The following is a 21,929-nucleotide window of genomic DNA, read 5'->3' on the forward strand; positions in this document are numbered from 1 at the left end:
CGATCCGGAACACGGCCGCCCGCCGCCCCCACCACGGGGGCGGCGGGCGGCCGGTCACTCGGCGTCCTTCCTGGCGCGCTCCACCGCCTCAGCCAGCTCGTCGGTCACCAGGTACTCCTCGTCGGTCTCGCCGCGGCTGTAGGCGACCCGCCCCAGGGTCTGGGTGAGCACGGGGACCGTCACCGCCTGGAACAGCGCCACCAGCGCCAGCGGCGCGGCCGACCGCAGGTCGGGAAGTTGGAAGGCCGCCCCCAGCAGCAGCAGGAACAGGCCGACGGTGTCGGGTTTGGTGGCCGCGTGCATCCGCCCCAGCAGAGTGGGGAAACGCACCAGGCCGACCGTGCCGACCAGCGCGAACAGCGCGCCCAGCGGTAGCAGTACGGCGGTGATCCAGTCAGCCGCGGTCATGGGCGCGCCTCTCCGCGAATCGGGCGGCCGTCAGCGTGCCGACGAACCCCAGCAGCGCGACCGTCACCATCAGCCCGATGTAGGCGGTGTCGCCGCGCACCGCGGCCTCCACCGTGATGGCGCTGACCACCAGCACCGAGACCGCGTTCAGGCAGACGATGCGGTCCAGCACCGACGGCCCCCGCACCAGCCGGTAGAGCACGAGCAACACCCCCACTCCGAGCATGGTGAAGGTCGCGACGTAGGCGTAGTCCAAGACGGTCAACCCTGTTCCCTCCGCGTCCGTTCGTCGTCGGCCTCCCGCTGCGCCGCCCGGCGCGCCGCGGCCGTCCCGGCCTCCTCCTCGGCGGGCAGCCGCGCGAGCCGCCGGAACATCTCCAGGTCCTCCGCCGTGCCGAAGGCGTGGACCAGCAGCTCCTCGGTGCGGCGCACCTGTGCGCGCAGTCCGGCGACCGCGTCCGTGTCGTTGACGGGCAGTCCGTGCACGTAGACCACCCCCCGGTTGCGGTTGAGCTCGATCACCAGGGTCCCCGTCACCATGGACAGCAGCGCGCTGAGCATCGCCAGCAGGAAGTCGGAGTCGGTGCGCATGGGGACCGCGACGATGGCGCCGTGGGTACGTCCGGGCCGCCACAGTCCGTGGAAGGCCACCCGGACGCTGGAGAAGACCAGGTCGTAGCCGACGCGGGCCGCCAGCCGCAGCGCGGGCAGCGGACGGAATCCCAGCCGGACGGGGATGTGCGGCAGTCTGGCCGCCGAGTAGCACAGCGACGCCACGGCCACCCCCGCGAGGACCGTTCCGGGGCTGGGGTCGCCCCACAGCACCACCCACATCACGGTCAGCCAGGCCACCGTGGGCAGCCGTCCGGACAGCCGGTACTGCCACGGCCGCCCCGCGGGGACCACGTTGGAACCCGTCCCCGGACTCCCGGTCATCGCGCCCCCTCTCCGAGCACGGCGGCGACGTAGGCGTCACCGTCCAGCAGTCCCTCGGCGGCGGTGAGGCCGACGCGGGTCAGCGGTCCCGCCATGAGCGCCACCGCCAGACCGACCGCGACCATCGCCCCGGTCGTCGCGGTCATGATCCGCAGTCCGCCCCGGTTGGAGCCGGTGCGCAACTGCTCACGGGCCTCCAGCATGTCGGGGCGCGGGGTGCCCCAGAAGGCCCTGGTCCACACACGGACGACCGCGATGAGCGTGAGCAGGCTGGTCAGTACGCCCGCCGCGACTCCGGCCCACGCCAGTGCGCCGCCCGTGGCGACTCCGGCCTCGAACAGCGCGACCTTGGCGACAAATCCCGACATGGGCGGCAGACCGGCCAGACTGAGCGCGGGCAGGAAGAAGAACACCGCCAGGGCCGGGGACACCGCGGTCAGTCCGCGGATGTCGGTGAGCGAGGTGTGTCCGACGTACTGCCGGATCAGTCCGTTGACCAGGAACAGCGTCGCCTGGACCACGATGTGGTGCACCAGGTAGACCACGGCTCCGGCCAGTCCGGCGACGGTGTTGAGGGCCAGTCCGAAGACCATGAACCCGATGTGGCTGACCAGGGCGAACGACATGATCCGGTTGATGTCGGACTGCACGAGCGCCCCCAGGATGCCGACGACCATCGTGACGACGGCGACCGCCATGAGGACGGCGGAGGTGTCGTCGCGCGCGAACAGCAGGGTCTGGGTGCGGATGATGGCGTACACCGCGACCTTGGTCAGCAGCGCGGCGAAGATCGCGGAGATCCGGGTGAGCGCCACCGGGTAGCTGTCGGGCAGCCAGAAGTGCATGGGCACGATCGCGGCCTTGATGCCGAACACCACCAGAAACAGCAGGGCCAGCACCATGCGCAGGGCGGGCGGGGCCGCGCCGAGCTTCTCCGCGACGTCGGCCATGTTCACGGTTCCGGTCAGGGCGTATACCAGCGCGATGCCGGTCAGGAACAGGATCGAGGAGGTGAGGCTGACGGTGGTGTAGACCATGCTGGCGCGCACCCGCGCGCGGGTGGGGGCCTGGGTGATCAGCGCGTAGCTGGCGGTCAGCATGACCTCGAAGCCGACGAACAGGTTGAACAGGTCGCCCGAGACGAAGCTCAGGTTCACGCCCGCGGTCAGCACCAGGTAGACGGGGTGGAACACCTGGGGAGTGGCGCGGCTCAGTCCGCCGATGTCCTGGCCGATCGCGTACAGCAGCACGATCAGCAGCACCACCGAGGACACCAGGAGCAGCAGCGCGGACACGGGGTCGGCGACCAGGGTGATGCCCAGCGGGGCCTCCCAGGCTCCGGCCTGGGTGGTCACGACGGTTCCGTCGTGGGTGCGCCGCAGCAGCAGGGCGGCGGCGACCACGGCGGCGGCCAGTGTCACCGTGCTGGTGATCCGCTGGGAGCGGGGGTTGCGGCGCAGCAGCAGCGTGACCGCCGCCCCGCTCAGCGGCACGAGCAGGGGCACGGCGAGGAGGACGTTCACGAGGAGTCCTCCGGTTCCCTCAGTCGGCTGATGCGGCGGTCCTCCAGGTCGTCGGGCACCTCGTCGTTCTCGTCGCCCAGCCAGACCCGGTAGGCCAGGGCCAGCAGGAAGGTGGTGACGCCGAAGGTGATGACGATGGCGGTCAGCGCCATCGCGTGCGGCAGGGGGTCGGACAGTTGCGCCCCCGGCTCTCCGCCGAGCAGCGGCGGCAGGGTGATGGCCGTGTCGGTGAGCAGCAGGGAGAGGTTCGCGGCGTGGCCGAGGATGATGATCCCGAACACCACGCGCATGAGGGAGCGCTGCAGCAGCAGGTAGAAGCCACTGGAGTAGAGGACGGCCACGGCGGCGACGAGGAGGAGGCTGGGAGTGCTCATCGCGGCGGCTCCTCCCCGGTGGTCGGGGGCGCGGGCGGGGGCGCCGCGGCCCGCGCGGCGGCGCGGCGGCGCAGGAGCGCGGTCCGTTCCCGCTTCTCGATGCGGGCCTCTTCCTCCTCGGCCTCCATGCGGGCGCCGAGGGCGGCGACCACGGACAGGACCAGGCCGACCACGATCAGGTAGACCCCCGTCTCGAACAGGAGCGCGCTGAGCAGTTTGACCTCGCCGAACACCGGGAGGGTGAACTCCCGTTTGACGCTGTCGAACACGGGGCGGCCCGCCAGCAGCGGCAGTCCCGCCGTCGCGCAGCCCATCAGCGTCCCGATGGCCAGCAGCCCGTTGGGACGCATCGGCAGTCCGGCCAGGAGTTCGTGGCGGCCCCCGGCGATGTAGCGCAGCACGTAGGCCATGCTGGCCACGAGTCCCCCGGCGAATCCGCCGCCCGGCTGGTTGTGGCCCGAGACCAGCAGGAACACCGAGAACAGCAGGATCGGGGGGATCAGCAGGCGGGTGACGACCTCCAGCAGCACCGAGCGCGGACCGAACGCCGGGCGGATCACGGTGCTCAGCCAGCGCTCGCGCGGCGCCTCCCAACTCTCGGGCGGGCCGCTGGAGTCGTCGGGCGCGCCCGGTCCCGCGACGAGGGGGCGGCCGGTTCGGGAAGGGTCGGCGGGCATGGTCAGTCCTCCTTCGGGCCGTGGCCGCGGGAGTCGTCGGGGCGGGAGGCCTCGGGAGCGACGACCGGCGCCGCCGCGCCCGCGCCGGGGGCCGCTTCGGGGATCAGCTCGGCGGCGTCCTCCTCGGCTCCGGCGGCGGACTCGCGCGCGACGCGGTCGCGCCGGTTGAGCAGGACGAGTGAGGCGACCGCGACCGCGGCGGTGGCCAGCACCACGACCTCGCCGAGGGTGTCCAGCGCCCGGAAGTCGGCGAGGATGATGTTGACCAGGTTGTCCCCGCCCGCCTCCGCGGCGCGGCCGGTGTATCCGAGCGAGATCGGTTCGTGGGTGCGGGCGTGCGCCATCAGCCACAGCGAGGCGGCGGCGAAGGTTCCGGCCGCGGCGCACATGAGCACGGTCAGCCGTTTCGGCCAGCCGTTGGGGCGGGTGGTGAAGGTGGCGGGCAGCCGCCGCAGCACGAACACCAGGATGATCGTGGTGAGGGTCTCGACGAGGACCAGTGTCAGCGCCAGGTCGGGGGCGCCGTGCAGCACGAACAGTCCGGCGACGCCGAAGCCCAGGGTGCTGATCAGGATGAGCGAGGGGAAGCGGCGGTGTTCGCGCACCGTGGCCACCGCGGTGACCGTGACGATGAGGGCGACGACCACCTCCAGGGGGTTGTCCCACAGGCGCAGGCCGTCGCCGGCGGTGGGAACCGGCACCTCGCCGCCGACCAGCGCCGTGACCAGCCGGAGGCCGGGCAGTGCCAGCACGGTGGCCAGGATGATGCCGAGGTAGACCGGCAGCGATCCGGTCTGGGTGCGTCCGGTGACGTGGAAGGCCGTCCACCTGACGGCGTCGAGCACGGCGTTGTACCCGGCCTCGGCCTCGTACCAGTTCGGCATGGCGTTCTGGAGGCGGGTCACGGCCCGGCGCCTCCAGAACAGCAGCGCGCCCGCGGCGACCACCAGGGCGGTCAGCGCCAGCGCCGGGGTGGGCCCGTGCCACAGCGCCAGGTGGTGGGGGTGGCCGTCGGGGGCGGTGAACGGTGCGGCGTAGGCCTGGGCGAGCGGGTCGACCGTGCGGGAGGCCGCGGCCCCGAGGAGCAGTCCGGCCGCGGCGAGCGCGACGGGCGCCGCGGTGAAGGCGCGGCCGGGCGGGGAGAAGGGAACCGGTGAGACGGTGTCCTTGTCGGCGAACGCCCCCCACAGGAACCGGGCGCTGTAGGCGAAGGTCAGGAGGGAGCCGAGAACCAGACCGGCGAGTACGGCGACCGCGACCGGAGTGGCCGGTCCGGGCTGGGCTCCGGGGACGAACGCCCCCAGCGCGGCCTCCTTGCCCACGAAGCCCAGCATCGGGGGCAGCCCGGCCATGGAGGCGGCGGCCAGGGCGGCCGCGACGGCCAGCACCGGCATGCGGCGGCCCAGCCCGGTGAGGCGGCTGATACTGCGGGTGCCCACCTGGTGGTCGATGACGCCCACGGTGAGGAACAGCGCGGCCTTGAACAGGCCGTGGGCCAGCAGCACGCCGACGGCCGCGACCGCGGCGGTGTGCGTTCCGGCTCCCGCGAGCACGGTGAGCATGCCGAGTTGGCTGACGGTTCCGTAGGCGAGCAGGAGTTTGAGGTCGTCCTGGCGCAGCGCCCGCCAGCCGCCCAGGATCATGGTGGCCAGTCCGAAGCAGAGGACCAGCGGGCGCCAGGGGTCGACGTCGGCGAATCCGGGGGCCAGACGCGCGACGAGGTAGACGCCGCCCTTGACCATGGCCGCCGCGTGCAGGTAGGCGCTGACCGGTGTGGGCGCCACCATCGCCCCGGGCAGCCAGTAGTGCAGGGGCGCCTGGGCGGACTTGGCGAACGCTCCGGCCAGGATCAGCACCAGGGCCACGGGCAGCCAGGGGCTGTCCGTCGGCGGGGAGGCGACCAGTTCGGAGATGCGGTAGGTGCCGCCGACGTGGCCCAGGAGGAGGAAGCCGACCAGCATGAGCAGGCCGAATCCGGCCGTGGTGACCAGCGCCTGGGTGGCGGCGCGCCGGGCGCTCTCCCGCTGGTCGGCGTGGGCGACCAGCAGGAAAGAGGAGACGGAGGTCAGTTCCCAGAAGACGTAGAGCGCGAAGAGGTTGTCGGCGGTGACCACGCCGAACATGGACCCGGCGAACAGCACGAGGACGCCGACGAGGCGGCCCAGAGCGCGTTCTCCCCGGTGGAAGTAGGCGGCGGCGTAGCAGAAGATCACCGAGCCCACGCCGGACACCAGCAGCACCATGGCCACCGAGAGCGCGTCGACGCGGAAGTCGAGGAGGATGCCCAGGGACGGCGCCCAGGGGACGGAGACCTCGATCGGTCGGCCCCGGATGATGCCGGGCGCCCGCACCAGGGCCCAGACCGCTGTCAGTCCCAGGGGCAGTGCGGCCACCGCGAACGCACGGGGCCCCAGGATGCGGACCAGCGGCGGCGCCACGACGGCGGTGAGCGCGTGGATCGCGATGACGAAGGGCAGCAGCATTGACGTCCATGAACGGTCGGTCCGGAGGCGCGCCTTCCCACCACCGGGCAGCGAACTGGGCGAGTGAAGCGTGGCTGGACGGACGAGATACCCAAAGGTTACCGGTACTACAAGCACCCCGGCTTGACGAAGCGGAAACCGGGTGTACTATTTCCCCTTCGCTTTCACTCCCCGGAGATCGCCACTCTCCGTATTCACAGTGGTGGGAGCGGGAAAACCGGTGCCCCACGGCTCCGGGTGCCCCCGAGCGGAAAGAACCGTGGTGTCTGATCTCACTGGACGCGCGCCGCGGCGTTCCGCGCCCCGGTCGCGCGGACGGGCTCTTCCCGCCGGGACCCGCCCCCGGTCACGCAGCGTCAAGAAGACCGCGGCCGTGACACGGCCCGTCCGGCGCGGAACTCTGCCGGCCCCCGTCCCCGGAGTGTTTCGGTACCCTTCCCGGTTCGCACCTGTCTCACACACAGGTCACAATGGCGGACATGGCCCGTACTACGTCCCCGCCTCCCGAGGAACTCACCGAGACGATCATCGACATCGACGTCTCCGAGGAAATGCGCGGCAGTTTCCTGGAGTACGCCTACTCGGTCATCTACCAGCGCGCGCTGCCCGACGCCCGTGACGGTCTCAAGCCCGTCCAGCGGCGCATCCTCTACCAGATGAGCGAGATGGGGCTGCGCCCCGACCGCGCCCACGTCAAGTGCGCCCGCGTGGTCGGCGAGGTGATGGGCAGGCTGCATCCGCACGGCGACAGCGCGATCTACGACGCGCTGGTGCGCATGAGCCAGTCCTTCGCCATGCGGGTGCCGCTGGTGGACGGGCACGGCAACTTCGGCTCCCTCGGAGGGGACGACGCGCCCGCGGCCATGCGCTACACCGAGGCGCGCCTGACCCGCGCGTCCTCGTTGATGGTGGAGTCCATCGACGAGAACGTGGTGGACTTCCGGCCCAACTACGACGGCCAGGAGACCGAGCCCGAGGTGCTCCCCGCGGCCTTCCCGAACCTGCTGGTCAACGGCGCGTCGGGGATCGCGGTGGGCATGGCCACCAACATGGCCCCGCACAACCTCGGCGAGGTCGTCGCGGCGGCGCGGCACCTGCTCGCGCACCCCGACGCCACCCTCGACGAGCTCATGGAGTTCGTTCCCGGACCGGACCTGCCCACCGGGGGGACCATCACGGGGCTCGACGGCATCCGGGACGCCTACACCAGGGGCCGCGGCACCTTCCGCACCCGCGCCACCGTGTCCATCGAGAAGCTCACCCCGCGCCGCACCGGCCTGATCGTGACCGAACTGCCTTACAACGTCGGTCCCGAGAAGGTCGTCAGCCGCATCAAGGAACTGGTGCAGGCCAAGAAGCTGCAGGGGATCTCGGACCTGAAGGACCTCACCGACCGCAACCAGGGCCTGCGGCTGGTGATCGAACTGAAGAACGGCTTCAACCCCGAGGCCGTGCTGGAGGAGCTCTACCGGCTCACCCCGATGGAGGAGACCTTCGGCATCAACAACGTCGCGCTGGTGGACGGCCAGCCGCAGACCCTGGGACTGCGCGACCTGCTGCTGGTCTACGTCAACCACCGCATCGACGTGGTGCGCCGCCGCTGCGAGCACCGCCGCGCCAAGCGGCAGGAGCGCCTCCACCTGGTGGCGGGCCTGCTCGTCGCGCTGGCCGACATCGACCGGGTCATCGCGCTCATCCGCGACTCCGAGGACTCCACCCAGGCCCGGCGGCGGCTCATGGAGGTCTTCGAGCTGTCCGAGACCCAGGCGCGCTACATCCTGGACACACCGCTGCGCCGCCTCACCAAGTACGACGCGCTGGAGCTGGAGAGCGAGCGCGACACGCTGAACGCCGAGATCGCCGAGCTGACCGCGGTCCTGGAGTCCGACAGGAAGCTGCGCAAGCTCGTCTCCAAGGAGCTGGCCGCGGTGGCCAAGGAGTTCGCCACCCCGCGCCGCACCGTGCTGCGGGAGAGCTCCGGCGCCCCCCGCACCTCCGCGGTCCCCCTGGAGGTCGGCGACGACCCGTGCCACGTACTGCTGAGCACCAGCGGGCTGCTGGGGCGCACCTCCGGCGCGCAGCTTCCGCCGATGTTCGAGGGGCCGCGGGCCCGGCACGACGCCATGGCCGCCAACGTGCGGGCCACCGTGCGCGGCGAGGTCGCCCTGGTCACCGACCTGGGGCGGTTGATCAAGGTGCCGGTGCTGGAGCTGCCCGAACTGCCCGCCGAGGCGGGCGACTCCCCGGCGATCGCCTCGGGGTCGCCCGTCGCCGAGTTCGTGGAACTCGACAGCGACGAGCGGGTCATCGCCCTGGCCGAGATCGGCGGAGACGGTCCGGGACTGGCGGTGGGCACCCGCCAGGGCATCGTCAAACGGGTCGGCGGGGACTACCCGCAGAACAAGGACGACTTCGAGGTCATCAACCTCAGACCGGGCGACCGGCTCGTCGGCGCCACCCAACTCGTCACCGGCGAGGAGGACCTCGTCTTCATCACCTCCGACGCCCAACTGCTGCGCTTCCCCGCCTCCTCGGTGCGCCCCCAGGGGCGCAGCGCGGGCGGTGTGACGGGCATCCGCCTCGGCGAGGACGCGAACGCGCTGTGGTTCGGCGCCGTCACCTCACCGGAGGACTCGGTGGTCGTCACGATCGCGGGAAGCAGCGGTGCGCTGCCCGACACCCAGACCGGGACGGCGAAGGTGACCCCCCTCTCGGTCTTTCCCGCCAAGGGCCGCGCCACCGGAGGGGTGCGCTGCCAGCGCTTCCTCAAGGGCGAGGACCTGCTGCTGTTCGGCTGGGTGGGACGTTCCCCGGCCCGGGCCTTCCGCGCCGACGGCGGTCCCGTCCGGCTGCCCGACCCCGTCCCCCGCAGGGACGGTTCGGGCGAGGCGCTGCCCCGGCCCATCGCCTCGGTGGGCACCGGACAGGTCGACACCGGGACGGTGGCCGCCTCGCTCTCCGGGGGATGATTATCCTGAGTTTTCCCGGGGATGATCTTCCGGAGCCACGGACAGGCCGTGCGGTCGTCACCGGACCGTGCGGCCTCGCTCATGTCATAGGACACTTCACCGCCTTTGGAGGCACCCTGTGAGCACTGCCTTCGACGACGTCCTCGCCGCGAACGAGGACTACGTCCGCGACTTCGGCCTGGCCGGTCTGGAACCGGTGGCCGCACGCGGCCTCGCCCTGGTGACCTGCATGGACTCGCGTATCGAGCCCCTGGACATGCTGGGCCTCAAACCGGGCGACGCCAAGATCCTGCGCAACGCCGGCGCCCGTGTCACCGACGACACCCTGCGCACCCTGGTCCTGGCGGTGTACCTGCTGGGAGTGAACCGGGTCATGGTGCTGCCGCACACCCGGTGCAAGATGGCCTCGGTGTCCGGTGACGCCGAGGTGCACGACATCATCGCCACCCAGTACGGGGTGGACACCCGGAGCCTGGAGTTCCACACCGACAACGACCAGATCGGCGCGCTCCGCCACGACCTCGAGCGAATCCGGCACCATCCGCTGCTGCCCGCCGACCTGGCGGTCATGGGAGCCCTCTACGACGTGGACACCGGGAGGGTGACCCCGGTGCGGGAGTGAGCCGCCTCCCCGGTGTCAGGCGCTGTACCGCCGGGAATGTCCCAGTTGGGAGCACTGTTGTGTTTCCCTGAGGAAGGGAGTGCGATGGCGGAGAACAGTTACGACATCTACCGACGCGGCAGACAGCACTTCGACCTCGGCGACCCGATCGGTGCGGCCCGGGTGCTGGCTCCGCTCGCGGAGGTGGAACCCCGCAACCGGACGGTCCTGGAGTTACTGGGACGCTCCTACTTCCACTCGGCGCAACTCGCCAAGGCCGAACAGACGTTCCGCAGGCTCATCGAACTCAACCCGTGCGATGCCTGGGCGCACATCGCGCTCGCCCGTTCGCTGGAGCGGCAGAACCGGGAATCCGAGGCCGCCCCGCACCGCAGAATGCACGCGATCATGTCGGGCGGTTCCCTCGACTGACCCCCTCCGGGAGCTTCGGGCCGTGCCCCTCGGGGCGCGGCCCGCAACGCGTCGCGGGCCGGGTCGTCCCGCCGGGTGCCTCGGGCACGTCCCGCAACCGGGACCGCCGGGAGGCGCGTCGGAACAGCGACAGCGGACCTCGCCTGAGAGCGACACGGGCGAAGCCCGGATTCTCCCCGAAGGCGGTTCCGATGTCCTCTGCTCCGGTCCCCTCCGACAGCACCGCTGCCGCCGCTCCCCAGGACACGGCACGGTGGGTGCTTCCCGTCCTCGCCACGGTCGGGAGCGCGGTGGTCGTGGTCGCGGCACTCTCCGGCCCGGTACGGGTCCTGGCGGTTCTGGAACGAGCGTCGCCACCGTGGCGCTCCTTCTCGCCGTGCTGTCCCCCCTCGTCCTCGTCGCGGGGCGGGGCCGACCGGGGACCGCGCGGGCACTGTCCGTCGCCGCGGTTCTCCTGCTGGTGAGCCGGGTCTGCCGCAACCTGCCCAGAGTGGGGGTGTTCGCCGGTCTGGAGTGGAACTGGCAGGGCAGGCTCCTCGACCCGGCATGGGTGAGCATCCTGTTCTCGGTGCTGCGCAACTGGGCTCGCCGGGAGGCGGGGCTCCGCCTGGAGACAGAGCCCGGTTCGCTCCGGCGAACGCTGACGTTCACCGCCGCCGCGTTCACCGCGGCGTTCGTCCTGGTGTTGTTCACCTCGGCGTCGGACGGAACCGGTCACGTGTCCGCAGAGCGGCTGCTGTTCGACTCGGCGATTCCCAACCTCACCGAGGAACTGATCTGGCGTGGCGCGATGCTCGCGGTCCTGGACCGGGCCCTGGGCACACCGTGGCGGTTCTTCGGCGCCCGGGTCGGCTGGGGACTGGTGCTGACCTCCGTCGGTTTCGGACTGGGGCACGGGCTGGCGGTCGAGGCGTCCGGGGCCGCCTTCGATCCGGGCGCCGTCCTGCTGACGGGATCGGCCGGTCTGGCGCTGGGGTGGGTGCGCGCGGTCACCGGAAGCGTCTGGCCCGCGTTCGTCGTGCACTGCGCGCCGAACTCGGCATGCTCGCGGCCCTCGCGCTCCGGGGCGCCGTGCCGCTGTGGTCCCCGCCCTCTGCTGTCCCCGGTGTCCGGACCGCGGCTCAGGTGTCGATGCGGGCGAGGTCGAGTTCGCGGGCGCCCTGGGCGATGAACGCGCGGCGCGGCGCGACCTCGTTGCCCATGAGCAGCTCGAACACCGAGGCGGCCTCCTCGGCCTGCTCCACGCGGATACGGCGCAGCATGCGGTGGCGCGGGTCCATCGTGGTCTCGGCCAACTGGTCGGCGTCCATCTCGCCCAGGCCCTTGTACCGCTGGACGGGCTCCTTCCAACTGATGCCCTGCTTCTCCAGCTCCAGCAGTTTGCGGTGCAGTTCGGCGTCGGAGTAGGTGTAGATGTAGCGGTCCCGGGCCCTGGCTCCGCGCTTCCTGCGCACGTTGGTCAGTTCGATGCGGTGCAGCGGCGGCACCGCGGCGAACACGCGGCCCGCCTCCAGCATGGGACGCATGTAGCGGTAGAACAGCGTCAGCAGCAGGCAGCGGATGTGCGCGCCGTCCACGTCGGCGTCGGCCATGAGGATGACCCGGCCGTAGCGGGCGGCGTCCAGGTCGAAGGTGCGCCCCGATCCCGCGCCGATGACCTGGAGGATCGCGGCGCACTCGGCGTTTTTGAGCATGTCGGCCACTGACGCTTTCTGCACGTTGAGGATCTTGCCGCGGATGGGCAGCAGCGCCTGGAACTCCGAGTCGCGGGCGAGTTTGGCGGTGCCCAGCGCGGAGTCCCCCTCGACGATGAACAGTTCGCTGCGGTCCAGGCCCTCGCTGCGGCAGTCCACCAGTTTGGCGGGCAGCGCCGAGTTCTCCAGGGCGTTCTTGCGCCGCTGGGTCTCGCGCTGCTGGCGGGCGGCCAGCCGCGCCTTGGCCGCGTTGACGATCTTCTCCAGCACCGCGCGGGCCTGCTGCTTCTCGGCCCGTTTGGCGGAGGTCAGGAAGGCGCGCAACTCCCGGCCCACGACCTGGGAGACGATCCGGCTGGCCGCGGAGGTGCCGAGGATCTCCTTGGTCTGCCCCTCGAACTGCGGCTCGGGCAGGCGCACCGTGATCACGGCGGTGAGCCCTTCGAGGACGTCCTCCTTGGTGACCGGGTCGTCGTTGGCCTTGAGCAGTTTGGTGGAGCGCAGCTGGTCGTTGACGACCCGCACCAGGGCGCGTTCGAAACCGGCCAGGTGGGTGCCGCCCTTGGGGGTGGCGATGACGTTCACGAAGGAGCGCACAGTGGTGTCGTAGCCGGTGCCCCAGCGCAGCGCGACGTCCACGTCGAGCCGCCGTTCCACGTCGGTGGGGGTCATGTGGCCCTGTTCGTCGAGGACCGGCACGGTCTCGGTGAACTGGCCGCTGCCCTCGAACCGCAGGATCGGGCTGACCGCCTGGTCGGGGGCCAGGTAGGTGCAGAACTCGCTGATCCCGCCGTCGAAACGGAACTCCTCCTCGTAGGGGTCCTCGCCCTCGGTGCGTTCGTCGCGCACCGAGATGGTCAGACCGGGGATGAGGAAGGCGGTCTGGCGGGCGCGGTCGAGCAGCGACTCGCGCGCGACGTCGGCCTCCTTGAGGAAGATCTGCCGGTCGGCCCAGAAGCGCACCCGGGTTCCGGTGACCTTCCTGGCGATTCTGCGCACCTGCTCCAGGCCGGAGCGCGGGGTGAAGTCGGCGTCGGGGCCGGGACCGTCGAAGACCCCGGGAATGCCGCGCCGGAAGCTCATCGCGTGGGTGTGCCCCTGCCGGTCCACCTCGACGTCCAGGCGCGCCGACAGCGCGTTCACCACGGAGGCGCCCACGCCGTGCAGGCCCCCGGAGGCGGTGTAGGAGCCGGAGCCGAACTTGCCGCCGGCGTGCAGTTTGGTCATGACCAACTCCACGCCGCTCAGACCGGTCCGGGGCTCGACGTCGACCGGGATGCCGCGCCCGTTGTCGCGCACCTCGACCGAGCCGTCCGCGTGCAGGACCACGTCGATGCGGGTGCAGTGGCCGGCCAGGGCCTCGTCGACCGAGTTGTCGATGATCTCCCACATGCAGTGGGTGAGGCCGCGGCTGTCCGTGGAGCCGATGTACATGCCCGGCCGTTTACGGACCGCCTCAAGGCCTTCCAGGACCGAAAGGTGCCGAGCGGAGTATTCCTCGGGGTCGTGGAAGTCGGTGGTGAGGGCGGTCACGGGGACTCTCCTGCGGTGTCGGGGTCTGCGGGCGCGACCGTGCCGGGAGCGCACGGGCGAGCGTGGTCGTGGTGGGGCGGACGGGGAACCGCCTGCCCTGTGGGGTGCGACAGCTGCGATAGCACAGTAGTTCGGTTTGAGGGTAGCCGCAGTTGCCGTGGTCCGCATTCTGGACCACTGGGATAACAGGACGTGTCGCAGGGTAGAACCCCGGTCAGACGAGCAAGCAGAGAGATAGGCCACGAACCGGGCCGATTCCGCTGTCGGCGTACAGAAGGGCTGGTCGGGAAGCTCTTCGTCCGGTTAGATGTTGTCCCGAGTGACTAACGCCGAGAACTGAGGAAGGCGAAGTGACTGGAACTCTTGCCCCCACCAGGCCGCTGACAGCTGCTGACCGTTGCGACCGCTGCGGCGCCCAGGCGTACGTCCGAGTGGTTCTCAACTCCGGTGGCGAACTGCTGTTCTGCGCTCACCACATGCGTCAGCACGGCGACTCCGTCCGCAAGATCGCCGTGGAGATTCACGACGAGACCGACCGCCTCCACTCCGCCCAGGCCGGTGCCGGAGAGCGTTAGCCCCTCGAGAGAGAAAGACGTGCGGCGGCGGCCCCCTTCCGGGGGCCGCCGCCGATGTGTGTGCGGGGTCCCGTCGCTCCCGCGGGGCGGCGCGGCGGCCGCCGTATCCGCTCAGACCTCCAGCACCCGGTAGTGGTACCGGGCCGCCTCGGTGAAGCCCGCCTTCTCGTACAGCGCGCGGGCCGCCGTGTTGTCGGCCACGACGAGCAGGTAGGCACGCCGCGCGCCGTGGTCGTGGGCCCAGGCCAGCAGGGAGTCCAGGACCCGGTTCCCGCAGCCGCGCCTGCGGGAGTCGGCGCGGGTGGCCATTCCGTAGACGCCCACCAGGTCCCCGTTCAGCGCGGCGCAGCCGCGGGCCCGGCCGTCGGCGTGCACGGCGTGGACCATTCCGCTTCGGGCCGTGATCCGGGCCTCGACGGCGGCCGCGTGCGTGTCGGCCCCGTCGGGGCGGCGCACCGCCTCCGTCCAACCGGCGGGCGGTGTCCGGCCCACCACGACCTCGGTCGCGGGTTCGGGCCGCTCCGCCAGTTGCCGGGTCAGCACCAGACTCGGGTCCACGATCCGGTAGCCGCGTTCGGCCAGCAGCGCGTCGGTCCTCCGCTGCCCCGGCCACACCTGGACGGTGGACCGCAGTCCCCGCTCCCGGTAGAACCGCGCGGGTTCGTCGGGGTCGGCCGCGGCGTGCAGCGCGACCGCCGAGTTCGCCCTCTTGGACACCCCGTGGCTGTACCCCAGCCGCCATCCGGCGCTCTCGACCGTTTCGAGAGCGGGCCAGTCCCGCGCCACCGCCCGCGCCCATTCACCGCCGTCGTCGACCATGCCGCAGAACCTAACAGCCCGTCGGCGGGTCGGGTACGATCACCCGGGTCGTTGTGCTCCAAGCCCCCGAAGGTCCCATGCTCATCCTGCTTCCCCCCTCCGAAGGCAAGGCGTTCCCGGGCGGCGGTCCCCCGCTGGATCCCGCCTCGCTGACCCTGCCCGAGCTCACTCCGGCGCGGGAGTCCGTCATGGCCGCGTTGGAGCGGGTGTGCGCGCGTCCCGTGGAGCAGGCGCGCACCGTTCTCGGGCTGACCCCGCGACAGGTCGAGGCGGTCCAGCGCAACCGGGAGCTGCGCACCGCCGCAACACTGCGCGCCGCCGAGCTGTACACGGGGGTCCTCTACGACGCGCTGCGGCTTCCGGAACTGCTGGCGGGGCGCTCCGCGGCACTGGTCGAGGAGTCGGTGTTGATCTTCTCGGGGCTGTGGGGGGTGCTCCGCCCCACCGACGCGGTCCCCCCGTACCGGCTGTCCATGGGGGTCTCGCTGCCGCCGCTGGGCGGGCTGGGCGTGTTCTGGCGGTCCCGGCTGGGCGAGGTGCTGACCAAGCTGGCCGAGGGGCGCCTGGTGGTGGACTGCCGCTCCACCGCCTACGCGACCGCGTTCCGGCCGGGGCCCGCCGTCGCGGCACGCACGGTCACCGTCCGGGTGCTGCGGCAGACCGTGGTGGACGGCACGGTCCGGCGGTCGGTGGTGAGCCACATGGCCAAGGCGGCCCGGGGCGCGGTGGCGCACTCCCTGCTGGCCGCGGGGGCGTCTCCGCGGACCCCCGGCGAGCTGGCGACGGCCCTGGCCGACCTCGGCCACCGCGTCGAGCTCACCGCCCCGGCCCGCGGGGGCGGACCGCACGTGCTGAACGTCGTCGTTCCCGGTTGAGCGCCCCACCGGATTGGTGCCCGAGATGTCCGTCCCCCCGTACAACCCCTACAGCGGCGAGCCCAAGCCTCCGCCGCCCGCACGGGAGCCCGCGCCGACGCCCAGGGGAACCGTTCCGCTGTACTTCCTGACCGGGCTGCTCTCGGTGGTGGTCCTGGTGGTGCTGCTGGTCGTCGGAACCGGTGACCCGAACATCGGCCTGGTCCGCTTCCTGTTCTTCGCGCTGTTCGGCCTGGGCTGCGTGCTGGTGGCGGTTCCGGGCGGCAGGGCGCGCAGGGCGCTGGGATGCGGGCTGGTCGCGGGCACGGCGGGGACGGTGGCGGCGGTGGTCGCCGTCCTGGCCGCGCTGGCCTGAGCGGCGGGGCGCCTGTCCTGGCTCAGGCCAGGCCGAACCTGCTGCGCGCCTTGGCGAACTCCCCCGCCGGGTCGCCACCGCTGCCCCAGGGCCACCTGTGGGCCCGGTCACCGACCTGGTGGAGGTGCCAGCGGGCGTGGTCCTCCTCGTAGGCCTCCTTGAAGGACCAGGCGAACAGGTTGTGCGCCTGGAGGTCGCGCGGATGCTCCACGGGTGCGGCGCACCACCTGCGGGCCGCCTCGACGAGTTCCTGTTTCACCTGGTCGCTGTAGTAGGTGACGTTCATCCTGATCGCGGCGACATACCTCCGGCGGGAGGCCAGTTCGCTCATCCGCCCGAGCTGCCGTTCCGCGTGCGCCAGGGCGACCATGGAGGTCAGCGGGTTGCCGGGAGGCGCCGACTCCACCGATCCGCGGGCGAACTCCATCATCTCCTCGTGGGAGCCGCCCCACTTGGCCGACAGCATCTGGAGTCGGCCCCAGTGGGCGGGGTAGAGCGTGGGAAACCGCTCGACGACGCGCTGCCAGATGTAGTCCTTCTCCCCGCGGTCCAGTTGCATGCCGATGGCGAACCACTGGAGGCCGTTCCAGGGGACCGGGTCGTCGGGGTTGATCTCGGCCGCGGCCAGCAGGGGTTCGCGCGCCTCGGTCAGGGTCGCGAAGAACAGTTTGAACCGGTCGGCTCCGACGGTGTCCGCCGCTCCCGCCCCGCGGATCTTCCACGCCTCGCTGATGAGGGTGCCGCCCAGCCACAGCAGGATGTCGGCGGCCTCCTGCCGGTCGGTCTCGGAGGTGAGCAGGGCGCGGATCTGCCCGCTGCGGCCGACCGCCGCCTCGCTCAGCGCGTCCACGTACAGCGCGCGCAGTTCGGGGTCGGTACGCGCCTCCCGGAGCAGGGTGACTCCCGCGTTCAGGGCTCCCTCCTCGACGGCGTCGACCCCCGCGTCCAGGGCCGGGTTCCGCCAGCAGCGGTCGACGGTGATGTCACCGCCCACGGTGTCGTCCTGCTTCCTGGCGCCCGCACGGCCGAAAATCCCCATGGGGATGGAGGTTAGTGCGGTACGGCCGCGGCGGGGGGTGCCGCCCGTTCCTCCCGTCCCACATGGCGAGACGGTGGTCTGTCGGCGCTGTGTCTGCCTGGGAAGACCCGTCGGGTCACGAAGCGGTCTCGGTTTTTATCTCCCTCATACCCGGCCGACGCCATCATCGTAGGCGTCCGGTGACGGGGATCATCAGACGGCTTTCCGGTGGCGCCGACCGCGGGCCTCGCCACACCCGTGTCGACAGGGTGCGACCGCCGGAGCACATCGCGAGCGGGCCGGTCGCCTCACGGGGGGACCGGCCCGGTGACGTGTTTCGACGCCTTCAGTCGAGGTAGTCGCGCAGCACCTGGGAGCGCGACGGGTGGCGCAGCTTGGACATGGTCTTGGACTCGATCTGGCGGATCCGCTCGCGGGTCACGCCGTAGACCTTGCCGATCTCGTCCAGGGTCTTGGGCTGGCCGTCGGTGAGTCCGAAACGCATCGACACCACTCCGGCCTCGCGTTCGGACAGGGTGTCGAGAACCGAGTGGAGCTGCTCCTGCAGCAGGGTGAAGCTGACCGCCTCGCCCGGCTGGATCGCCTCGGAGTCCTCGATGAGGTCACCGAACTCGCTGTCGCCGTCCTCTCCCAGGGGGGTGTGCAGGGAGATCGGCTCGCGACCGTACTTCTGCACCTCGACGACCTTCTCCGGGGTCATGTCGAGTTCCTTGGCGAGCTCCTCCGGGGTGGGTTCGCGCCCCAGATCCTGCAGCATCTGGCGCTGCACGCGGGCGAGCTTGTTGATGACCTCCACCATGTGCACCGGGATGCGGATGGTGCGGGCCTGGTCGGCCATCGCGCGGGTGATGGCCTGGCGGATCCACCAGGTGGCGTAGGTGGAGAACTTGTAGCCCTTGGTGTAGTCGAACTTCTCGACCGCGCGGATCAGGCCGAGGTTGCCCTCCTGGATCAGGTCGAGGAAGAGCATGCCGCGGCCGGTGTAGCGCTTGGCCAGCGACACCACCAGACGCAGGTTCGCCTCCAGCAGGTGCTTCTTGGCGCGGCCGCCGTCCTCGGCGATCCACTCCAGTTCCTCCCGCTCCTCGACGGAGAGCAGGTGGCCCTTCTCGGAGAGCTTCTCCTCGGCGAACAGACCGGCCTCGATGCGCTTGGCGAGCTCCACCTCCTGCTCGGCGTTGAGGAGGGGGACCTTGCCGATCTGCTTGAGGTAGTCCTTGACCGGGTCCGCGGTGGCTCCGGCCGCCACGACCTGCGCCGCCGGTGCGTCGTCATCGTCGTCGTAGAGGACGAAGGACTCGTCCTCGCTGCTGGGTCCAGCCTTCTCCGGAGCCCCCTGTCCGGCCTTGACCACCGGGCCGACAACCGCTTCGGTCGTCTCCTCGGCGGTGTCCTCGACCAGTTCGAGGTCGGCGCCGGTGTCCTCGAACTCCTCCTCGATGAGACCGGTCGACTCCAGTTCGAGCCCCGACTCGCCGCCCGCCTCGGTACCGGCCGTCCCCGCGGTCTTCTTGGTGTCGGGCTTGGCGGCGGGGGACTTGGCGGCGGTCTTCTTCGCGGGCGTCTTGGCCGCGCTCTTCTTCGCGGCGCCGCGTTTGGCGGTCGTCGTCTTGGACTTGGCGGTGGCGGTCTTGACGGCACGCTTCTTGGGTGCGGCCTCGGCCTCGCCCGCGTCCTCCGTGTTGACCACGGCGGTCACGGTCTCGGGCTGCTCCTGTGCTGCCGCCGCGCGCTTGGCCCGAGTGGTGCCGGTCTGAGCCGCCGCCCGGGGGGCGGTGGCCGTCTTGCGCCGTGTGGACTTGCGCCTGGGCGGTGCGGACTCGGCCGCGCCCACGATGAGGGTGACGCCTTCCTTGGTCAGGCTGCGGAGTACCGCCTGGGCCTGAGACATCGGGATTTCGGCCTCTTCAAAGGCACGGCGCACGTCCTCGGGCTCAAGGTACCCCTGGGACCGCCCACGCTCGATCAGCTGCTGGATGACTGGCTCCTGCAGCGCCTCCGGCTGCTGCTTAGAGCGGGTCGAACTGGCAGGTGACACAAACACCTCTCGAACGGACGTGTGGCGAGATTGCTGGACTCGACGATCCGAGGAGTCGGGAAGGAAACGCTGCTCATTCCTGGCTCTGCCCGCTCCCACGGACGCGGGGACCACCGAGTGCGCTGATCCTCTGCGTCTTCTGGCGTTCTGACGCATCGGCCCAGTAAGATTTCCACCGCGGACCCGGCTGGTGCGCGGTTGAAATGTTCGGTGGTCGGGTTCGGATCATCCCCGCTGGTGCGAGGACCGCTTGTGGATCTTCTCCCACTTTAGGTGGGGCGGACGGGTTGTTCGCCGCTGGCTGCTCGCGTGGCCCGGTCTCACGTCGCGGGAACGTGGACGGCAAGCAAGGTTACGTCATCATCCTGCTCATGCCCCGCAAGCATCCTTTCCACAAGGTACTTCAGGATCTTCTGTGGATCGCCCACCACCTCCGCCGGTGCTCGGGAAGCTACGGTGACGAGTTCTTCGAGGCCCGCTCCTGCGGCACGCCTGCGGTTCTCTACTAGTCCATCGGAGTAGAGCACGAGGGTGTTACCGGGTGGGACAAAAAATTTGTGCTGTTCCCGCGGAACGGGGATGCCGAGCGGGGTCGACGGCTCGGTCTCCAGCAGTCTGGGCGCCCCCTCCTCGGCGATGAGCAGCGGTGGCAGGTGCCCGGCGTTGGCGAGGTGGCCGTGGCCGGTCTCCGGTTCCAGGACGAAGTAGACCAGCGTGGTGATCTGGTCGTTGCTCTCGGTGGCGCTGAACAGGTTGTCCAGCCCGGTGAGCACGTCGGCCGGTTCGGGCATGCTGAAGGCCAGCGCGCGCAGCGCGTTGCGGACGCGGCTCATGCCGGTGGCCGCCTTGAGCCCCTTGCCCATGACGTCCCCCAGCACCCCGGCGACCCGGCCGTCGGTGAGCCGGAAGGCGTCGTACCAGTCCCCGCCGACCTGCACGTACTTGGTCCCGGGGTTGTAGAGCTTGCCCAGCCGGATGCCGTGCACCTCGGGCAGCTCCTCGGGCAGCAGGCTCTTCTGCAGCGCCTCGGCGGTGCTGTGCTCCCGCTCGTACAGCGTGGCCCGTTCCAGGGCCAGGGCGCACTGACCGGCCAGGGCCTCGAGGAACGCCCTCTCCTCCTCGGAGATCTCGCGGGGCTCCCGGAAGGAGAAGCGCAGCGCTCCGATGGGGCGTCCCGCACTCATCATGGGCAGCGCGATCCACGCGCGCTCGTCGGTGTGCGCGAGGTAGGCGACGGTGTCCTCGTGGTCCTTCATGACCTCGCGCAGCGCCTCGGGCGACTCCGCGACGACGGCGCGGCCCTCGCGGACCGCGAGGGTCATCATGCTGAGGTACTCCAGCCCCATCTCGCGGGGCGGCGCACCGGGCACGTCGGGGATGCCGTCGGCGTTGAGCAGCTGCAGCCGCAGCCGTTCGCGGTCGAGCTGGGCCACCGCGGTCCGGTACACCCCGACCGCGGTGTTTCCGATCTCGGTCATCACGTGGACGACCTGGTCGACGGTGAGCGCCTCGGCGAGGTCGGAGGTGGCCTTCTGCAGCCGGGCCGTACGCACCGCGGCCTTCTCCAGCTGCTGGGTCAGCCGCTGGCGCACCTCGGCGGTGGTGGTGACGTCGACGTGTGTGCCGACCCACTCGACCACCGTGTCGTCGCGGACCAGGGGGACCGCGCGGGAGCGGTAGTACCGGTACTCGCCGCTGCGGACGCGGACCCGGAAGTCGGCTTCGAAGGTCGTGCCGTCCTCGATCGCGTCCTCCCAGGCCAGCCGGGTGCGTTCGTGGTCGTCGGGGTGCACCGCGGCGAGCCAGCCCTCGGCCAGGTACTCCTCCTCGGACTGGCCGGTCATGGCACGCCACTCGGGGCAGTCCTCGTCGACCCGGCCGTCGCGCGCGGCGGCCCAGACGATCTGGTTGCCGGCCTGCATCAGCGCGCGGTAGCGCTCCTCACTGCGGCGCAGGTCCGTCTCGGCCTTGTGGCGCTCGCTGATGTCCACCGCGATCAGCGCGGCCCCGGTGATCTCGCCCGCCAGGTCGTAGGCGGGGAACCAGGACATCGCCCAGTGCCGCTCGTCGTCGGGCCGGTGCGGTGTCCCGCCGATGAGGTGGTGGTCGCTGTAGACCACGGTCTCACCAGCCAGGACCGCCGTGAGCGCGTTCTCGTGCGCGGTGGCGTCGGAGGCGGTCAGCACCTCCGAGGGGGTGCGGCCGTGGCACTCGTCGGCGGAACGGCCGTAAATGGCCGCCAGGGTGCGGTTGACCCTTTGGAAGCACAGGTCAGGGGTGAAGAAGGCAAAACCGATGGGCGCTTCTTTGAGGAGCGTCTCCAGCAGTGCGGCGTCAACGGGGTTCATGGGGGAAACGCGGAGAAACGGGACGGACGTCTCGGTGCTCATCGGCGACACCTCCGGGACCCTTTCCCCGTGGTCAGAATGGGACTGGTGACTGTCGGGAGCGGCTGGTGCGGCGGGGTTCGACCGCCCGAGCCGAGAATACGGTGCGCGCTCGGCAGGGCAGGGCCGCGGACGGTGTCCACAGCGACCACCCCCTCGCCGCGCGGCCTGCCGGAGAAAAGGTCTCCCTGCTTCCGGAAACCGTACCTGA

At 71.1% G+C, this 21,929-nt stretch carries 19 protein-coding genes; 7 read left to right on the forward strand and 12 right to left on the reverse strand.

The annotated features are described in order from the left end of the window. Positions 1-54: 54 nt before the first annotated feature. From mnhG to mbhE, 7 genes are read right to left on the reverse strand one after another with little or no spacing between them, the layout of a single operon-like run. On the reverse strand, positions 55-408 hold the full coding sequence (gene mnhG / locus NI17_RS13220) for a monovalent cation/H(+) antiporter subunit G (RefSeq protein WP_068688906.1): 354 nt from the start codon (positions 406-408) through the stop codon (positions 55-57). Next, on the reverse strand, positions 395-673 hold the full coding sequence (locus tag NI17_RS13225) for an MrpF/PhaF family protein (protein ID WP_119267857.1): 279 nt from the start codon (positions 671-673) through the stop codon (positions 395-397). The genes mnhG and NI17_RS13225 overlap by 14 nt, the downstream gene beginning before the upstream one ends. Then, a complete protein-coding gene (locus tag NI17_RS13230) occupies positions 670-1,344 on the reverse strand; it encodes a Na+/H+ antiporter subunit E (RefSeq protein WP_068688905.1) in 675 nt (224 codons plus the stop codon). Before NI17_RS13230 ends, NI17_RS13225 begins: the two co-directional genes overlap by 4 nt. After that, the gene (locus tag NI17_RS13235; RefSeq protein WP_068688904.1) at positions 1,341-2,867 is read right to left on the reverse strand and encodes a Na+/H+ antiporter subunit D; all 1,527 of its coding nucleotides are present in this window, start codon (positions 2,865-2,867) and stop codon (positions 1,341-1,343) included. Before NI17_RS13235 ends, NI17_RS13230 begins: the two co-directional genes overlap by 4 nt. Then, positions 2,864-3,241: a sodium:proton antiporter gene (locus NI17_RS13240; protein WP_068688903.1), complete on the reverse strand. Its 378-nt coding sequence runs from the start codon at positions 3,239-3,241 to the stop codon at positions 2,864-2,866. Before NI17_RS13240 ends, NI17_RS13235 begins: the two co-directional genes overlap by 4 nt. Further along, positions 3,238-3,918 (reverse strand): MnhB domain-containing protein, encoded by a 681-nt coding sequence (locus NI17_RS13245; RefSeq protein ID WP_068688902.1) that lies wholly within the window; start codon positions 3,916-3,918, stop codon positions 3,238-3,240. The genes NI17_RS13240 and NI17_RS13245 overlap by 4 nt, the downstream gene beginning before the upstream one ends. A gap of 2 nt (positions 3,919-3,920) precedes the next feature. Beyond that, on the reverse strand, positions 3,921-6,401 hold the full coding sequence (mbhE, locus tag NI17_RS13250; protein ID WP_084012449.1) for a hydrogen gas-evolving membrane-bound hydrogenase subunit E: 2,481 nt from the start codon (positions 6,399-6,401) through the stop codon (positions 3,921-3,923). A gap of 479 nt (positions 6,402-6,880) precedes the next feature. On the opposite strand from mbhE, the gene NI17_RS13255 reads away from it, so the two are divergent. The 4 genes from NI17_RS13255 to NI17_RS13270 all read left to right on the forward strand — a co-directional run bounded on the left by NI17_RS13255 (position 6,881) and on the right by NI17_RS13270 (position 11,574). Continuing rightward, entirely contained in the window at positions 6,881-9,370 is a 2,490-nt protein-coding gene (locus tag NI17_RS13255; protein WP_068689161.1) for a DNA gyrase/topoisomerase IV subunit A, read from the forward strand. A gap of 118 nt (positions 9,371-9,488) precedes the next feature. After that, a complete protein-coding gene (locus NI17_RS13260) occupies positions 9,489-9,992 on the forward strand; it encodes a beta-class carbonic anhydrase (RefSeq protein WP_068688901.1) in 504 nt (167 codons plus the stop codon). Between the two features lie 84 nt (positions 9,993-10,076). Next, positions 10,077-10,403 carry a tetratricopeptide repeat protein gene (locus tag NI17_RS13265; RefSeq protein WP_068688900.1) on the forward strand — a complete coding sequence of 109 codons (327 nt, stop codon included), beginning with the start codon at positions 10,077-10,079 and terminating at the stop codon, positions 10,401-10,403. Between the two features lie 358 nt (positions 10,404-10,761). Further along, positions 10,762-11,574, forward strand: coding sequence for a CPBP family intramembrane glutamic endopeptidase (locus NI17_RS13270; RefSeq protein ID WP_068688898.1), 813 nt, complete (start codon positions 10,762-10,764; stop codon positions 11,572-11,574). Here the strand turns inward: NI17_RS13270 and NI17_RS13275 are convergent. Continuing rightward, positions 11,525-13,630 (reverse strand): DNA gyrase/topoisomerase IV subunit B, encoded by a 2,106-nt coding sequence (locus NI17_RS13275; RefSeq protein ID WP_068688897.1) that lies wholly within the window; start codon positions 13,628-13,630, stop codon positions 11,525-11,527. The two genes, NI17_RS13270 and NI17_RS13275, sit on opposite strands and share 50 nt — an antisense overlap. A 350-nt stretch (positions 13,631-13,980) precedes the next feature. Here NI17_RS13275 and NI17_RS13280 point away from each other — a divergent pair, with 350 nt between their 5' ends. After that, positions 13,981-14,205, forward strand: a complete 225-nt coding sequence (locus tag NI17_RS13280; RefSeq protein ID WP_068688896.1) for a DUF7455 domain-containing protein — start codon at positions 13,981-13,983, stop codon at positions 14,203-14,205. A 111-nt stretch (positions 14,206-14,316) separates the two neighbouring features. Here the strand turns inward: NI17_RS13280 and NI17_RS13285 are convergent, their stop codons facing one another. Then, positions 14,317-15,024 carry a GNAT family N-acetyltransferase gene (locus tag NI17_RS13285; protein WP_084012447.1) on the reverse strand — a complete coding sequence of 236 codons (708 nt, stop codon included), beginning with the start codon at positions 15,022-15,024 and terminating at the stop codon, positions 14,317-14,319. A gap of 77 nt (positions 15,025-15,101) precedes the next feature. Here NI17_RS13285 and yaaA point away from each other — a divergent pair, with 77 nt between their 5' ends. Next, positions 15,102-15,899 (forward strand): peroxide stress protein YaaA, encoded by a 798-nt coding sequence (yaaA, locus tag NI17_RS13290; RefSeq protein WP_243597510.1) that lies wholly within the window; start codon positions 15,102-15,104, stop codon positions 15,897-15,899. A gap of 25 nt (positions 15,900-15,924) precedes the next feature. Then, the gene (locus tag NI17_RS13295; RefSeq protein WP_157129686.1) at positions 15,925-16,254 is read left to right on the forward strand and encodes a hypothetical protein; all 330 of its coding nucleotides are present in this window, start codon (positions 15,925-15,927) and stop codon (positions 16,252-16,254) included. Between the two features lie 22 nt (positions 16,255-16,276). On the opposite strand, the gene NI17_RS13300 is transcribed toward NI17_RS13295, so the two are convergent. The 3 genes from NI17_RS13300 to NI17_RS13310 all read right to left on the reverse strand — a co-directional run bounded on the left by NI17_RS13300 (position 16,277) and on the right by NI17_RS13310 (position 21,721). Next, positions 16,277-17,248 (reverse strand): hypothetical protein, encoded by a 972-nt coding sequence (locus NI17_RS13300; RefSeq protein WP_199859953.1) that lies wholly within the window; start codon positions 17,246-17,248, stop codon positions 16,277-16,279. Positions 17,249-17,618: 370 nt separating this feature from the next. After that, positions 17,619-19,217 carry an RNA polymerase sigma factor gene (locus tag NI17_RS13305; protein ID WP_068688893.1) on the reverse strand — a complete coding sequence of 533 codons (1,599 nt, stop codon included), beginning with the start codon at positions 19,215-19,217 and terminating at the stop codon, positions 17,619-17,621. A gap of 434 nt (positions 19,218-19,651) precedes the next feature. Further along, the gene (locus NI17_RS13310; RefSeq protein ID WP_068688891.1) at positions 19,652-21,721 is read right to left on the reverse strand and encodes a SpoIIE family protein phosphatase; all 2,070 of its coding nucleotides are present in this window, start codon (positions 21,719-21,721) and stop codon (positions 19,652-19,654) included. Positions 21,722-21,929: the final 208 nt, after the last annotated feature.

The sequence above is a fragment of the Thermobifida halotolerans genome (genome assembly GCF_003574835.2).
In the GTDB taxonomy this organism is placed as follows: Bacteria; Actinomycetota; Actinomycetes; order Streptosporangiales; family Streptosporangiaceae; genus Thermobifida; species Thermobifida halotolerans.

Bases quoted from the DNA above. Each gene is read 5' to 3' on its own strand.
- mnhG (WP_068688906.1), bottom strand. From the start codon at position 408: ATGACCGCGGCTGACTGGATCACCGCCGTACTGCTACCGCTGGGCGCG.
- NI17_RS13230 (WP_068688905.1), bottom strand. From the start codon at position 1,344: ATGACCGGGAGTCCGGGGACGGGTTCCAACGTGGTCCCCGCGGGGCGG.
- NI17_RS13240 (WP_068688903.1), bottom strand. From the start codon at position 3,241: ATGAGCACTCCCAGCCTCCTCCTCGTCGCCGCCGTGGCCGTCCTCTAC.
- NI17_RS13245 (WP_068688902.1), bottom strand. From the start codon at position 3,918: ATGCCCGCCGACCCTTCCCGAACCGGCCGCCCCCTCGTCGCGGGACCG.
- mbhE (WP_084012449.1), bottom strand. From the start codon at position 6,401: ATGCTGCTGCCCTTCGTCATCGCGATCCACGCGCTCACCGCCGTCGTG.
- NI17_RS13255 (WP_068689161.1), top strand. From the start codon at position 6,881: ATGGCCCGTACTACGTCCCCGCCTCCCGAGGAACTCACCGAGACGATC.
- NI17_RS13265 (WP_068688900.1), top strand. From the start codon at position 10,077: ATGGCGGAGAACAGTTACGACATCTACCGACGCGGCAGACAGCACTTC.
- NI17_RS13285 (WP_084012447.1), bottom strand. From the start codon at position 15,024: ATGGTCGACGACGGCGGTGAATGGGCGCGGGCGGTGGCGCGGGACTGG.
- yaaA (WP_243597510.1), top strand. From the start codon at position 15,102: ATGCTCATCCTGCTTCCCCCCTCCGAAGGCAAGGCGTTCCCGGGCGGC.
- NI17_RS13295 (WP_157129686.1), top strand. From the start codon at position 15,925: ATGTCCGTCCCCCCGTACAACCCCTACAGCGGCGAGCCCAAGCCTCCG.
- NI17_RS13310 (WP_068688891.1), bottom strand. From the start codon at position 21,721: ATGAGCACCGAGACGTCCGTCCCGTTTCTCCGCGTTTCCCCCATGAAC.